11 protein-coding genes are annotated in these 16004 nt (G+C 36.6%); 4 read left to right on the plus strand and 7 right to left on the minus strand.

Annotated elements, in window-relative coordinates:
• The 3 genes from BC008_RS35405 to BC008_RS35415 form a co-directional block, all read right to left on the minus strand.
• A partial coding sequence (locus tag BC008_RS35405) for a tetratricopeptide repeat protein (RefSeq protein WP_235595994.1) occupies positions 1-723 on the minus strand: 723 nt, incomplete at its 3' end.
• 274 nt (positions 724-997) lie between these two features.
• Positions 998-2368, minus strand: a complete 1371-nt coding sequence (locus BC008_RS35410; RefSeq protein ID WP_235595991.1) for a DUF1822 family protein — start codon at positions 2366-2368, stop codon at positions 998-1000.
• A 120-nt stretch (positions 2369-2488) separates the two neighbouring features.
• A complete protein-coding gene (locus BC008_RS35415) occupies positions 2489-3958 on the minus strand; it encodes a hypothetical protein (RefSeq protein WP_235595990.1) in 1470 nt (489 codons plus the stop codon).
• Positions 3959-4790: 832 nt separating this feature from the next.
• Between BC008_RS35415 and BC008_RS35420 the strand changes: the two genes are divergently transcribed.
• The gene (locus BC008_RS35420; protein WP_027845046.1) at positions 4791-5765 is read left to right on the plus strand and encodes a cupin-like domain-containing protein; all 975 of its coding nucleotides are present in this window, start codon (positions 4791-4793) and stop codon (positions 5763-5765) included.
• A gap of 736 nt (positions 5766-6501) precedes the next feature.
• Positions 6502-11166 carry a tetratricopeptide repeat protein gene (locus BC008_RS35425; protein WP_082650711.1) on the plus strand — a complete coding sequence of 1555 codons (4665 nt, stop codon included), beginning with the start codon at positions 6502-6504 and terminating at the stop codon, positions 11164-11166.
• A gap of 196 nt (positions 11167-11362) precedes the next feature.
• Here BC008_RS35425 and BC008_RS35430 read toward each other — a convergent pair whose 3' ends face one another.
• The gene (locus BC008_RS35430; RefSeq protein ID WP_235595989.1) at positions 11363-11737 is read right to left on the minus strand and encodes a helix-turn-helix domain-containing protein; all 375 of its coding nucleotides are present in this window, start codon (positions 11735-11737) and stop codon (positions 11363-11365) included.
• Positions 11738-11745: 8 nt separating this feature from the next.
• Positions 11746-12996 (minus strand): RNA-guided endonuclease InsQ/TnpB family protein, encoded by a 1251-nt coding sequence (locus BC008_RS35435; RefSeq protein ID WP_058184328.1) that lies wholly within the window; start codon positions 12994-12996, stop codon positions 11746-11748.
• A 57-nt stretch (positions 12997-13053) separates the two neighbouring features.
• Between BC008_RS35435 and BC008_RS35440 the strand changes: the two genes are divergently transcribed.
• Both BC008_RS35440 and BC008_RS35445 read left to right on the plus strand, forming a co-directional pair.
• On the plus strand, positions 13054-13242 hold the full coding sequence (locus BC008_RS35440) for a hypothetical protein (protein ID WP_027842798.1): 189 nt from the start codon (positions 13054-13056) through the stop codon (positions 13240-13242).
• Positions 13243-13293: 51 nt separating this feature from the next.
• Complete coding sequence (locus BC008_RS35445; RefSeq protein ID WP_058184326.1) at positions 13294-13587, plus strand: anthrone oxygenase family protein; 294 nt, start codon at positions 13294-13296, stop codon at positions 13585-13587.
• A gap of 146 nt (positions 13588-13733) precedes the next feature.
• Here BC008_RS35445 and BC008_RS35450 read toward each other — a convergent pair whose 3' ends face one another.
• The gene (locus BC008_RS35450) at positions 13734-14993 is read right to left on the minus strand and encodes a hypothetical protein (protein ID WP_058184324.1); all 1260 of its coding nucleotides are present in this window, start codon (positions 14991-14993) and stop codon (positions 13734-13736) included.
• 31 nt (positions 14994-15024) lie between these two features.
• Positions 15025-15696, minus strand: a complete 672-nt coding sequence (locus BC008_RS35455) for an Hsp20/alpha crystallin family protein (protein ID WP_027842797.1) — start codon at positions 15694-15696, stop codon at positions 15025-15027.
• Between the last annotated feature and the right edge of the window lie 308 nt (positions 15697-16004).

The following is a 16004-nucleotide window of genomic DNA, read 5'->3' on the forward strand; positions in this document are numbered from 1 at the left end:
GTTTCCCTGTGTCTTGTATAGTACTGCCAAATTGTTGAGACTTACTGCAACTTGGGGATGATATGCACCCAGTACCTTTTCGCTAATAGCTAGCGATCGCTGATAGAGTGGTTCTGCCTTCTCATAGCTCCCTTGTTCTTCATACAGTTGTGCCAAATTGTTGAGGCTTGCTGCAACGTCGGGATGATATGCACCGAACACCTTCTCAAAAATTGCTAGTGATCGCTGATAGAGTGGTTGTGCCTTCTCATAACTCCCTTGTGCCCGGTATAGTTGTGCCAAATTGTTGAGGCTAGTGGCAACATGGGGATGATATGCACCTAGTATCTTCTCTCTAATAGCTAGCGATCGCTGATAGAGTGGTTGTGCTTTCTCATAACTSCCGCTTTTTTTATAAAGTAATGCCAAATCATTAAGGCTAGTAGCAACAATAGGATATTCTTGACCTAATAACTTTTCTAATATTGCCAGTGAACGTTCCGCCAAAGGAATCGCTTGTGTATATTTTCCTTCCTCCTTCAACTTCAAAGCTTCTTGATATAACCGCTTACCTTCCTCCAGTGCTGCTGACTGTTGGGCTGAAGGTGTTGGCTGGGTTTCTCCTCCAACTTCCTTGGGTATACTCACGAGCAATCCCAGTACCATTGCAAATGTGACTGAAAAGGACGCTAATTTCGTGCAACTGATGATTTGAGTTTTTCGGACTAAGGTTTTTTGATTCACTTTTTTTGAGCCACAACTAATTTAAGGAATCCTTACAACGAATATTGCGTTATTTGTCTCAACATGCTGCATAAATTCTTTGCTAATCACATATAGTTCTGAGCATCATACAGGGTATGCAATCTTTATGAGGAATCTATAGGAAATATTCTTGCTCATTACCAGAAATCAAATATTTCGAATTGCTACTTCTCCATGGAAATACTTTGCTAAGCTTGCATCGTAACGAATTTAATTAGGTTATCCCTGGGTGAATTGTGTTATTAATAAAAAATCATCGCCTAATATCAAACGCAAATGGTGGTAATGTGACTTCCACACCATTGCTTAAACTCGCAGTTACAATAAATTTCTCATTCCAATTTCCAGCCACGCAAGTATACAGATAAGATTCAACTTGCTCTGGATTTACCCCCTGCTCGACTAAAATACCAGTTTGGTCGCTGACTCGTAACTTCAAATTTTCCGGTAAAGTATCTGGTACAGGTGTACCTAAAATTAATAGTAAACTCCAGGAACTAGGCTCATTTTCTGTAGATGAATTCCATGTCACAGCATATAATCTCAAGGGAATACCAGCTAAGACAAAATCATGGTATCCAGATCGTGCTACTGAGGAAATTTCTATACCTTGAGTTTCCAGTTGTAATTTAATTGCTTCAAATTCTTCTAGAGGACTTCTGAAAGCTGTAGCAGATGCAAAGCTGGGTAATAATGTCCAAGATAGTTGCTCTCCGACTTCATCTAATTCATCCCATAACCAACGTCCGACATTGATCGCAGGTTGTACGAGTAATTGAATTAAATCTCTTACACTAGTATTTAATTCTAAGTTGTGAGTTTGATGGTTTTGAGTTTGATTATTTTGTGTTTGATGATTTCGTGTTTGAATCTGTAGATTATATATCCAATCAACTAATTCAATATTGGTAAGAACTGCTGTTGCTTGTTCCCAATTTAAAACTTGCCAAAATTCTGTTTCTGGCGATCGCAAGTTAGGTAATAATTTTACGAATTCGCTCTCCATGGCTGCTAATATTTCCCTGCGATCGCTTGGGATTGCAGGTAAGGAAATAGCTGTTGGTTCCAAAGCGCGTAAATATAATAGTAAGTTATTAGGATTATTTTCAAAACAAGTTAAAGGTATTTGATAATTCCAGTCTGTTTGTAGAGAGTTTTTTTCTATAGTCCCGATATTTTCAAGATTTTCAAGTAATTTAGAATAAGAAAGAAATCCCCTAACACAACCACATTCTTGTTCTTCCAAAACTTCTACTAAAACATAAAAGTAAGGAACAAATTCTGGAATATCTACGACTATTTTTGATAGAGATACTTGTTCTTCAAAAATACTGGGAATGGTAATTAAACAAATTTTAAATTCACCAACTTTCAAGTTAGTAGTGGCTGGAATTAGATTTGCTAATGCTGGTTTATTGATTGTAGATTCTTCCCAATCAACAGTTAGGGTGTTATAACGTTCTTCTAACCATTTTTCAAAAATACATAACGTCAAAGCATTTAAATAAGTTTGCCATTGACGCGAATAATTAGGAATTTTGTTGCTAACTTCTACAGCCCGACTAATATCTTCAGAATCAAGATAAATTGTTTCAATCGGTAAAGGTTCAAAATGGGTAGACATTAGTAAAGTACTCATGGGAATGGAATTTAGATATTTTTGAATTTTAGGTTTTGAATTTTTAATTTTGAGCTAAAAAATAGTATTCGTCGATAGCGAAAATCAAAAAATATAAAGTTTAATTTATGAGTCATGAATTTTTCTTCTTTCTTCTAATTGTTTGCAAAGGGTTTGAGAAAAACAACTCATTGGAACATTGCTCTTAATTGTCGATGCTTCCTTATCAGCTTGGGAAATTACTTTATTGATTTCTTCTTCTATAGCTTCATTAATTTGTAAATATAATTTTTTTAAACGTTCTGGAGTAGAATAACTTTGAGCTAGTTCCAGAATGTTTTCTCGTAATCTTAATAATATTTCTTGTCGTACATCAGCACGAAATTCTTTGAGTTTTAATAATCGAGTTACTGTATCTTGGGCCCGTAAACCTAATTTTTTTGCAATTTCACTCATTGATAACCTTTCACAGTGAAATAAATATAATGCTGTGGTGAAGTTGTTTGCTTTATCTACATTTTTTTTCTGTAGTTTTCCCACTCGCGATCGCACAACTGAATTTAGCGCACTATCTAAACAATTTGACATTTGTAAACGATAAGCTTTCAAAAATTCTTGAGTGCGATCAACTTCTATTGTCAGATTTTCCGAATTTTCAGCTGGAATATTTTCTAATAAAGTATAGTTTTGATTTAGCTGTTCGTCTAAAGAATCTCTAATAAATTTACCACCCCGCACATAAATCCGATATTCTCTCAGTTGACTCGCAAGTTGTTGTAATTCTCCTAATAATCTTTCATGGGAAAATTTAGACATTTCTGTTTGATTTAATATTCCTCGAATTTTCTCCAGTTGTTCAGTTGTCGGTACCTTACACCTTCCCCTATACCCTCGACCTCGTTGTTCTAGTCTTTCTATACGATATATACTGTGATATGCTGCAAGGATTTTTTGCGATCGCTCAATTTCAATTGATGTTAAGGAATGAAACTCACCTAAAATCTTTGGTAATTGTTGAGTTTTAGTATCATTGAGAATAGCCCAATCACTAATAAGATATACTCCACATTCCAAAAGAAATTTATTCAATGGATCGTGCTGTTTAACTTTTCTGCTCGTCCAACTGCTAAGACTACTTTTTTCTGGGTTGAAAGTTTGTAAAATTTGTCTAGATACACATTGATATTTATTTGATGGTTGTAAGCTACCATCATCATCTAGAACATAGGGTAATAAATCCCGTTGAGTAAATCCATGAAAAGTTCCAAACTGTCTGACAAGTTGTAAGCAGACTTGCTCAATATTCCAAGAGATAAAACAAAGTAAAGAGCGTTGTGCAAGAAGACTTTGCTCGCCCGTGTTATTCTCAAACAAGTTAAATAACTGCTTTTGAATTAAGGTATCTGACATTTCATCAATACCCCTTAAATTAGCAAAAACATCGATCATAAAAGTCTTTGCAAGTGCGATTTCTTTGAGTTTGCGCTCTCCCATCCCATCAATTGTTACTAGCATCCAATATTTGGAAAAATTCATGACTTGATTATTGACATTGGTCATAGATTTGAATTGATGCTGATTTGATTTATCTCCCATAATTTTTGCTGTCGTTTATTCTTAGTTCTTGATTGATTTGGGGTTATGCAGTTTTTTCTTTACCTTTAGGACATTTATCTGTCCCCCTTTTCCCGTTCCCTTTCTCGTTTGAACCCGCTACGCTACGTACGCATTTGGACACAGCAAGCTGTTTGTTGACGCACGCACCGGAGGTGTTTGGACGCATCCTGCGGATGAACACGTAGTGCGTCCAAACATCCGCAGGATAGGTACTAACACCGCAGATGCGTGCAAAAACTTGCGGTGGATGCGCTTTGAAAAAGTGTAGATTTTGAGCGTTCTTTCCTTTGAAGCAAAATGTGATGTCCTAACAGATATGTCCATCGGTATATAAGTAAAACATCATGATATACTCGATATCAGTGTTTTACTATCCATCTAATATCTGTTTAAGCTTCTAGGGTAGGTGGAGTATTTTCTTGTTTAAGTTTTACTGGCTCTAACCCACCATAGTAAAGATAAAAGTAAGGAAGAACACCAAGAGCACCAGAAGTATCCTCGAATATGGCTGCAAGTTTTTTTTGGAAAACTTATATAGAAATCCGATTTGATTTTTGAAAAAGAGTCAGAGAAAATATGGAGAGGTTAATTAACAGTGGTAAAAAATTATTATTTATAAACTGGTAAATATATATACACAATAATTAATACTTCTTCAAAATACATCAGCATCTTTAAACTTTAGTGACACAACCCCAAATAACTAAAAATTACAGATTCCTACCGTTAGTTAGATTGTTTGATTACAAATAAATAATCAAACTACAATTAGGGCCAACATTTACCTTTATTAACAGCTCAATACAGGTCAATGGAAAAAAAATTTGACAAAAATAATTCGTCCTCAACAAACTATTCTTTTCAGAAAGTTGTACGAATTAATAAAACCTCCCTAACTCCAGAAAATTTTTTCCAAAAGTATAAATTTGATGGTATTCCAGTAGTGGTTACTGGATTGCTTGATTCTATGCCTACTTGGGATTTAGACTTCCTCTGTGAAAAATTAGGAGATGGTGAATATCCATTTCGTGTCAATGGTTGGGAAAGGTATAACCAGGAAAAAAGTCAGTGGTCTAACATTGGTAGTGGTGTTGAGTCTCGCAGCATGACATTTCGTAAATATGCTCAAATGCTACGAAGCCAAGAAGCCTATAACAACGATATTTATCTCGGTAGATGTTCTTTAAAGAATACACCTCTTGAAAATATATCCGAACTTAAACAGGCTGAAGCACAAATGGGTTTTAAGATGCCAGCTACCAGCCTTAACCTTTGGGTTGCTCCAGGTAATCATGTTGCACCACTCCACTACGATCCAATGGATGGTACTCTAATACAGTTATATGGTTCAAAGCGGGTCCTACTATTTCCACCTTCTCAAACTTACAACCTTTACCCACTGTCAATACTTAATTATTTGCGCTACGGTTTAAAATTGCGTGGTAGTTACTCACAAGTATATCCTGAACGCCCTGACCTAGTAAAATTCCCTAAGTTTGAACAGGCACTTTCTCACGGTTATGAAGTAATTCTCAAACCAGGTGAAATCCTCTTTATTCCTGCTGGATGGTGGCATGAAGTTACTTCTTTGGGCGATGGATTTGTTTGTTCAATTAATCGCTTTTGGCATGTTTTGCCTCTATTAAGGGCAATTACCACTTGGAATAAATGGCGTTTACACCTTGGTGCTTTAATGGCTGCACCTCATATTGTTAGCGCCTGGTTCACTGCGATCGCCAGTAAAGATAGAAAACAAAAGTTGCGTCATTTGGTACAAAGGCTTTAACTGAAACGGCGTAAACTCGGTTCCAATATCAATTCTTCAATAATCAATTTATCGAGCATGATATCAGATAGTCATTAATACTGATAACCGTCTGATATTATGTTCTATTTTTTTGCAAGTTTAATTTGTAAATTTAATACCAATTCAATAAATCATTGCAACAGATTCTCCGGTAGAGACGTAGCATTGCTACATCTCTACAGAAATCTATTTGTCTGATTATTTTTCTAAATTGGTATAATTTTTCGACTATTTTTTCGTTCCTTCTTCTTTATCAAAAACTGCATAACCCCTCTTCCTCTAGAAATATACATGAGTGTCAAGCAGTTAGAGGTGGTTTGTGAGATGATTTATAAAGTCAATCTAAAAATAATTTGATTTGAAGATGTAATCAGATAGCATACATCCTGTGATAATGTGCAAATAAAATAACATAGCTCACAAAGCTTAGCAGACAAGTGGTAAGCAGTAGCAAAAATCGTAGGAAGCTTTGATTCCGTCAGTTGAGGGGGTAGTAAAGGAAGAAGAACGGATTGATGACTTCCAATTTTGAGTGCACATACTCAAAATACTGACTTGACTCATATTTGACTAGTTTGCTTCATTAGCCTTGACCTGTTGTAGAAACGTAGCATGCTGCGTCTCTACGAGTATTTTGACGACCAAAAAAACAGTCAAAATCAATGAAACAAACGCACCACTACTATCACTTATTTGGTTTTGAAAGGATTTAATAATGAATTATCGCTTCAGATATCTTCTCCTAGTGACTTGTTCTGTGTTCTTCTCTAATGCTATTCCTCCGTTTCTTTCGGGACAGAGTGATCATTATTCCAAAGCTTTAGCGCAAACAACCACAACTGATAACCCAAAGACACAAGTAGATAAGCTATTTGAGCAAGGGTTACAACAGTTTCGTCGTGGGAGATTTCCACAAGCATTACAAACCTATGAGCAAGTGTTGGAAATACGAAAACAGCAGAGCGATCGAGCAGGAATTGCTCAAACTCTCAATAACATTGGTGAAGTTTATAACCGTTTAGAAGAACCTGATAAAGCAAATAAAGTTTTACAGCAAGCTCTAATTATTCGTCGGGAGTTAAAAGATAGAAAAGGTGAGGGAGAAACCTTAGATAATATTGGTTTTGTTTATTATCTTAAGAAAGAATATGACAAAGCTTTAGAGTTATTACAGCAAGCCTTAGCTATTCGTCATGAAGTAAAAGATAAGAAAGGAGAAGGTAAAAGCCTTGCAAGGATTGGATCGGTTTACAGTTATGGCTTAAATCAACATGCAAAAGGATTAGAATTTCTACAGCAAGCTTTAACTATTCAAGAAGAAGTAGGAGATAAATTTCAATCAGGCYTTACTCTCTATGCAATTGCGCAAGTATATGCTGAACTAAATAACTATAATAGCGCTTTTGCAGCATTAGAAAAAGCGAAATTAGTGAACCGTGAGACAGACAACCGCCTTGCTGAAGCTAGAAGGATTGCTGCTTTAGCTTGGATTTACTTCATACAGAATAACAAAAAACGTGCTGTAGAAGTTGGTGAGCAAGCTTTAGCTTTTGCACGAGAAAATAATCTTCGTCTTGACGAATTGTACAGACTAAATTGGCTAATACCAGTTTACATTACTACAAAGGGTACTTCTGCTTCCCGTTTGGTTGAGTACGCTCAAGAAGCTATAAATATTGCAAGGGAACTAAAAAAATCAAAACTAGAAGCTGATGCTTTAAGTAATTTGGGTCAGGTTTATATCTTATCAAGAGATTACCAAAAAGCTTTAGATGTTTTACAAACATCAGTAATGCTTGCACGAGAAGTCAAGGATTTAGATATAGAATCATCTGCTTTATCACAACTAAATTTGATTTACACTCAATGGGGAAAACGTGATAGAGTTATCAAAAATAGTCTTAGAGAATTAGAAATTTATCGATTGCAGAAAGACCAATTAAGTGAATTAAGTACTTTAATGGGTTTATCTGTTACTTACAATGCTATAGGAGACCATGAAAAAGCATTGAAAGCAAACCAAGAATCTTTGGCTGTACTAAGACAAATTAATACTAATAAGCTATTACCTGTTCAAAAAGGGGTATTGCTTGAATATGAATTTTATACTTTATATGGATTAAGTTCTAGTTACCAAGCTTTAGGAAAATATAATCAAGCACTAGATTTTGCTCAGAAAACCTTAAAAAAAGCTCAATCTCTTCAAAAACCTCAGCTAGAAGTAAAAGCGCTGCTTGATTTAGCTTCTTTGTATGATAATCCTTTTGAAAATTTACCAAAAGCAACTGAATTCTCTCAGAGGGCTTTAAAAATCGCGCAACAAATTAAACAACCAGAAATAGAAGCAGATGCATTGCTTAAGCTGAGCAATATTTATAATAAACAAAGAAATTATACTTTAGCCCTGGGAACAATTGAGAAGGTTCTAATAATTGCTAAACAATTGAAAAACTCCAACTTAGAATATCAAGCGTTGGATACCTTCAGTGATATTTACCGCGAACAAGGGAATTATCAAAAAGCATTAGAATTTGCACAACAAACTTATGCTTTAGTGCAAAAAGGAAATCTTGAGGTGTATAGCATTAGTGTATTGGGTAGTCTGAGTCAAATTTATATTTTATTAGGAGACACAGTTAAAGCTGAGGAAACTGCAAAGCAAGCTATAAGAATAGCAAAAACAAGTGGTAATAAGTTTGGAAAGATATTAGCTTTAATATATCTGACTAACGCATATAAGCTTCAAGGAAAATATGAACAAGGTATACAAACAGCAAAACAAGTTTTAGCGACATCAAAAGAAATTTCAAACTTTCAGGGAGAACTAACAGCTTCAGTTGGTCTGAGTGAAATGTATAATCAATTGGGGGATTATAAAAAAGTCATTGCTGTTGCTCAACCTTCAATAACAAAAGCGAGAAAGATTAATAAACCTGACAAAGAAGCAAAGTTACTAATTAATTTAGGTAATGCTTATAGAATAGTTGGTGAATATACTAAAGCCAAAGAATTGATTGAGCAAGGATTGAAAATCGGACGAGAATTAAAAAATTATCCCTTGGAACTCATCGCTTTGAATAGTCTTGGTGATTACTACGCTGCACAGAAAAATTATCAGAAAGCTTTAGAACTAACGCAGAAAAGCTTGCAAATTGCTCAAGAGCTTAAAGATAGTTCATATCTTTTGATTTCTCCTCAGTTCAGTTTAGGTGATATTTACAGTAGTTTAGGAGATTACCCAAAAAGCCGTAATTTTTATCAACAAGCACTAACGACATCACAAAAACTGAAAAACCGTCGTAGTGAAGGTATAGCATTATTATCTCTTGCAGGTAATTATTTTACTCAAGGAGAACCACAAAAAACTGTAGAGCTATCTCAACAAGCTTTAACCATTTTCCAGGAAATTAAAGTACCTAGACTACAAGCTTTTGCTCATCGAATGTTAAGTATTGGTTATGGTGAGTTGGGTAATGATGCGAATGCAATGAAATCAGCCCAAAGCTTTTTAGAATTTGCAAGAAGAGTTGAAAATCCGGTATTTGAAAAAGGTGCACTTAGTCTTTTAGGGAGCTTGCATTACAATTTTGGTAGAAATCAAGAAGCAATCAAAGCATATCAACAAGCACTTGCAATTCAAACTCCTGAAAACGTAACTGGTGACAAGTCTGGTATTTATGCTGGTTTAGGTCGGGTTTATCGCAAATTAAATCAACCTAGCATTGCTATTGGTTATTACAAACAAGCAGTCAACGGTATTGAAGAATTTCGTCGCGGAATCGAAGGTTTACCCCCAGAGTTACAAAAATCTTTCTTGGATACGGTTATTGATTTCAAAGGAACTAAAACTGCTGATATTTATCGCGAACTAGCAGAATTGTTGATTTCTCAAGGAAGACAAGCTGAAGCACGACAGGTATTAGATTTATTGAAAATCCAGGAAATCCGCGATTTTGCTAAAGATAAAACAGACACAACAAAAACTCAATTACCCCTAAATCAAAGCGAACAAAAAATTAAAACTGGAAGTCAGTCGATAGTAGCTTTATCTAGACAAATCAGTGAATGCGATCGCACAAACTGCAAAGATAAAAGTAAGCTCAATGACAGACTCACAGCTTCAATCAATGAGTTTAACCGAGACTTAGAAAAAATCGAAACAGAAATTCGCGATCGCCTAGCGAACGACCCCGGTGCATTTCGTCCTGATAGTCCCAAAGCGGTAGATCTTGTCAAAGCACAACCGAATACGGTGATGATTTATCCATTAGTGATGGAAGATAAACTTTGGTTGTTATTATATTCCGGTGATGCAGCGAAAAAATTCGAAGTCAAAGTATCTCGGGATGAATTAGGAAATACTGTTAAACAATTCCGTGGGTTAATGGAAGAATGCGAAAAACGTTCTTATTGCGGTGCTGCGGATATTGCCAAAATCAAACCAGTGAGTCAAAAGCTTTATAACTGGCTAATTAAGCCCTTGGAAGGGGAACTTAAACAAAATAAAATTAAAAATCTGGTGTTTGCACTCGATCGAGTCACCCGCTATGTTCCCATGAGTGCATTATATGACGGTAAGCAATATTTAATTGAAAACTACACGATTAATAATGTACTTTCTGCAGACTTAACAGATACTAGCAGCAGACTACCCGCACAAGCTCAAAATACAAGCGTTTTAGCAATGGGAGTCTCGAGTGCATTTCCTGGTTTCTCTGCCTTAAATAATGTACCTAAAGAAGTTGATACAATTGTTAGAAGTAGTAGCAAGGATAAAGGGATATACCCAGGTAAAGAATATCTCAATAAATCCTTCGATTATAAGAGCTTGCGAGATAATCTTACAGGTAACAAAATATTACACCTTGCGACTCATGGAAAATTTGTTCCAGAGCAGAAAAACGCATCATATTTGCTATTAGGAAATGGCAAAAAATTAGCAATACCCAAAATTAAAACTTTAGCAGGTTTAAATAATATTCATTTGGTAGTACTATCCGCTTGTCAAACAGCCCTTGCAAATGAGCGTCAAGATGGTGTCGAAATTGCAAGTCTTGCCTATTCTTTTATTAATAAAGGTGCAAAATCAGTAATGGCTTCATTATGGCAAGTTGCAGACCAAAGTACTAGCGAACTGATGCAAAACTTCTATCAAAATCTAGCTACCAGCAAAACACCAATCACAAAAGCTGAAGCTATGCGTTTAGCACAATTAAAACTTCTTTACGGTAAGAAATTTAAACTAGATGATATTAAGCGTGCTGGTGGGATAGTTCCTTCAGAAGCTTTAACAGACTCAAGCCAAAGTACAAAGACAAAAACAAATTTTGCTCATCCTTACTATTGGGCTCCATTCGTCCTAATTGGTAATGGCTTATAAGTAGTAAAAATGCTGAATTGATTCATATTCAATTAGTATCTAATTTATTTTAAGATGATTTTGCCGATCGCTGAGTTAGGTTTTGTTTGAATTTTATTTTTGCTTCATTCTACCCAACAATTCTGGCGATCGCGTAAAATTTACTTTTGGCTACTCAATTAAAACTTTATGCTTTTACTGTAAAAATCGTATTGATTTAGCTAGCTCTATATGCTTTCGGTGTCATCCCGGTAAATTGTCTAAACTTCTTGCTTAAATGACTGTGACTGTTAAACCCACACTCCAAAGCAATATCCACAATTAATCGATCTGTTTGTTTCAACAACTTCTTCGCCCGTTCAACCCGTTGCTGAATCAAGTATTGGTAGGGAGAAATCCCAATTGATTGTTTGAATAAATGACTGAAGTGAAATTGGCTCATATCCAACAATCGAGCTAAATCTGTAAGTTTGATGTCTCGTTCTAAATGTGCATCAATGTAATTCAAGATTTTTTGTAATTGATGCAGAGGTAAACCACCCTCATAAATTGGTAACTGAGGTTTTGTTGCAGCATGCTGTCTGATTGACACTCCTCAGCCTAAAGGCATGAGGATTCTCGGTTCAATGTCGCCACTTGCTCTACCAGGCTTTCACCAAGCAGAGTAGAGGTTGCAACTCCCCGAGCGTTACTTTCCGGCTGCCCGCCGGTAGCTGTCTTGCTTGGCATTCCCTTGCGACTTACGTCGTCGCGGGGTCCAAGCGCTTTTACAAGAATGTTTATCGCTGCATTCACGTCTCTTTGCAACTCACATCCACAACTACATTTATGGGTACGAGTGCTTAGAGACTTCTTAACTTTTGCACCACAACTAGAACAGTTTTGAGATGTGTAGTGTGGTGCTACAGCAATATATTGACGACCGTATTTATCAGAAAAATATTCTATCCATTCCCTGAACTGATACCATGCTGCATCGTTGATGGATTTAGCTAGGCAGTGATTTTTTACCATGTTCTTAACATTTAAGTCTTCATAGGCGACTAGATCGCTAGATCGCACAAGCGTGAGTGCTAGTCTCTTAGCAAACTCGGTACGCTGCCTACTTACTCTTAAATGTTTTTGAGCATATACTTTTCTTGACTTACGGCGTCGATTAGAACCTTTTTTGTGCTTGTAGATTCGACGTTGGGAACGTTTAATATTTTTCTCAGCCTTTCTTAAAAACCTTGGATTCTCAACGTGATTACCGTTACTGTCAGAGTAGAAATACTCTAATCCAACATCTAGCCCCACTTGATTCCCAGTTGGTTCTAATGGTTGAGAATTGTCTACCTTGACAGCAAACTGACAGTAATACCCATCAGCGCGACGCACCAAACGAACTCGTTTGACTAGCTTTACGTCATAGGTGTGGATATCCCATTTACCCAAAAGCTTTAATTCACCAATACCTTTTTTATCAGTAATGGTTATCCGTCGTTTGGTTGGATGCAGTTTCCAGCCTGTATTTTTGTACTCAACAGAGCGGTTATCTTTTTGAAATCTGGGGAAACCTTTCTTTCCAGCAACTTTCTTTTTGCAGTTACCGTAGAATCTATAAATTGCTGACCACGCTCTTTCAGTGGCTGCTTGACAAGCCATAGAATTCAAATCTTTAACAAACTTAAATTCATCCCGCAGCACCTTAGAGTATGCGCTTAGAACAGCTTTGTTTACGTTCTTTTCTTTAGGTGCATCCATCCAATATCTAATAGCTTTGTTCCGGATAAATTGGGTAGTTCTAATAGCATCCTCTATCGCCTGATATTGAATTTTCTTAGCAACTACTTTGTATTCCAGAACTAACACTTGATTTTCTCCTGCTCCTTGAATAAACTATATTTAGCTTAGGAGGCTATTCTATTTATGTCAACAGGAAAAGGGAAAAAACGTATGAAGAATCAGCCTGTTTTATACGAAGGAATTAAGAAGAAGAGGAATCCGTTGATAACAGATTACGCATGGCATGGAATGCAAGAAAAAGCTATCAAAGCGGGATTAAGTGCTTCTGAGTATTTGGAGCGATTAATTAGAAAAGATTTAGATGCAGAATAAAGTCGTCCGCTTAAGGACGAGGCTTTAGACCCAAAATTTTTGGGAACTGGCGTGGCTTGTATTGTTATAACTATTTTCTTATTGCTGCAGTGGAAGCAACCGGGTGCTCTGTATTGGCTAGTGGGTAGCCTATTTTACCTGATTGGTACAATTGGTGTGACGATCACCTGTAACATCCCGCTGAATGATGCCCTTGCGATCGTTACCCCAAATAGTTCTGAAGGTGCAACGCTATGGGGAAGATTCCTGATAGATTGGACATTTTGGAACCACGTTCGGACAACAGCCGCAATTGTAGCAGCAGCATTGTTGACGCTATCGCTTTGCGAGCGAACCACACAATAGACATCTCCGGAAAAGAATGTAGAGACGTACCAGAGCCTGCGGCGTCGGCGTTAGCCTCTGGTACGTCTCTACAAAGATTTTGGGTTATGCATATTCAATTTGCGGAGAGGTCTAATTATAGAAAAATTACCACCTCATTCAAAAATTTAATATTTATGTTCAGCAAGTGCTAACGCATCAGTATTATTAGTTTCTAAATCTGTATTACGAACAGCAACATCAGAATACACTCGTGCTTTCAGTGGATGGTAGATCATCTCGTACCACGCATGACCTACCCGAGCATCAAATCCTTCTGCTCGATCGCGCATGAATAGGTGTAGACATTTTGCAGATTTCCCTGGTAATAGCTGCCAAGAAAAACAGTTTTCCTTTTGTTCGTGTGGATGTGTCACTGAATCTATATGTACATCAGCCGCAAAACCATAAGCTGGGTAAGGTGGTGCAATAGAACTAACAGCAAACCAGTCCATTCGGGGAAATACTTGTTCAATATCCTCAGTTTTTCCCATATCCATGTGTGCAAAGTAGCGAGCAGCAAAATCAAGATTGACAATTAGTGATGAATCTAAAATTTTGCCTTCAGCAGCTTTTGGTTTTCCCTTCACAAATAATTCTTCTATCAAGTAGTCTGCTCCAGCATATAAACTAATTACGCGATATAACTCACACACTAAATGACGATTTGCACCTGTAACTGGATCTGCACCAATGTAATCAAAGGGTTCTGAGGCTATGGTTATACAGGCTCTGACACTTCCACTCGAGTGAGATATGAGTCTGTAGGAATGATTAAATAAGGAAACGCGGTAGTAAGGTGATTTTGGGTGGGAAGATCCAGGTAACAAAAGTTCTGATATTTGCATGCAACGCTTTTCTGGATCTTGTCCCAACCATTCACCTCTCGCAGCACGAAATGGGTCGAGAATTTCCTCACGGTCGAGCTGCACGCTGCTAGCAGATCCAGAAAACCAATTACGTTCGTTATCTTCAGGAGAAGGTATCAAGTTAAACCAAACTATTAAACGACTATTAACAAGCCTCACTCCCCTTACCTGTCCTGAAGCTCCATAAACCACATCTAAGTATGACTCACCCAGTTGTTTTGGTATTGCTTTACCTTTATCTATTCGAATAAAACCAGAAGCAAGCCGATCTGATTCAGAACCAGGGAATATAGGTTTTGACAAAGAAAAAACTAGGGTATCGCGACTCGGATCGTTAGGATCGATCCTGTCAACTTGGGCGTTGATTGGGTTGTGTGAAAGGTCATGCAGATCGCTTAGTACGATTTCTTCCGATGAAATTTGAAATTTTTTATAAATCGCTTCCCAAGGTAGTATTACATAACCCCCTCGTAAATAGTTAGAGGGATTGAAGACAGTTAATAAATTAATCGCTGACATATTCTTGTATTTGTTAACTTATTTGTTGGACTTATTTCTCGCTTTTGATTTTTGTCGGTACCTGAATTTCACTTGCAGTACGCTCATGCATTGTTTCTTCTAAATGTTCTTTATGATGGCGTTGTTTGCTTAGTGCAGTTCTTGCTTCTTCTGAGATATTAGCGTGATTTGATATTTCTAAATCCTCACCAGCACGTCCGCGCATTGTTTCAACCAAGTGCTCTTCATCTTGGCGTGTTCCAGTCATTGCTTCGCGTGCTTTTTCTTCTATAGTCAAATCAATTTTTACACTCTTGGGTGTATCTAGTTTTAATTTGGGTAATTTCAGCTTCAAAATACCACGTTCTAATTCTGCTTTGACTTCTCTATAATTGACAGAAACAGGTAACGGTACCACACGTCGAAATTTACCGTAGTTAAATTCTGAGCGGAACAAACCTTGTTGAGAAATATATTTTTCTTCTTTTCGTTCTCCTGCAATAGAAACGGCTTCTTCACTCACTTCAACATCTAAGTCTTGAGCATCTAAACCGGGAATTTCAGCCTGTAAGATAATATCTATATCTGTCTGTTTGATTTCAATCGCCGGTTTCCAGGCAGTATTTTCTGTATGCTTAATTTCCATTAGTTCATCAAATAGATGATTCATTTGATGTCGCAAAATATCTAAATCTTTAAGTGGTTGCCAACCAATCCAAGACATTTTCCTTCCTCTAATAATTTTTTTGCAACTGAATCGGGAGCCAAAGCAAAGATGAAGAATAATTGTTTCCTAGCATCGGCTCTATTTTTAGATTAAGGAAAAAATTTGGGGAAGTTGTGAGGATATATCGTAATTTATAAGATTTAAGAGTAATGGGAGAAATAAATTACCAATTATCTATTTTTCTCCGCATTGCTAAGCCTGAATGACAAAATAGTTAACAATTTGCGAGTATATATATTAATATAAATTAACAGCTTTTATCCTTTACTTAGATTCCTGAAAACAGGGAACATCTCACATTTTGA

Source organism: Mastigocoleus testarum BC008, assembly GCF_001456025.1.
Taxonomy (GTDB): domain Bacteria; phylum Cyanobacteriota; class Cyanobacteriia; order Cyanobacteriales; family Nostocaceae; genus Mastigocoleus; species Mastigocoleus testarum.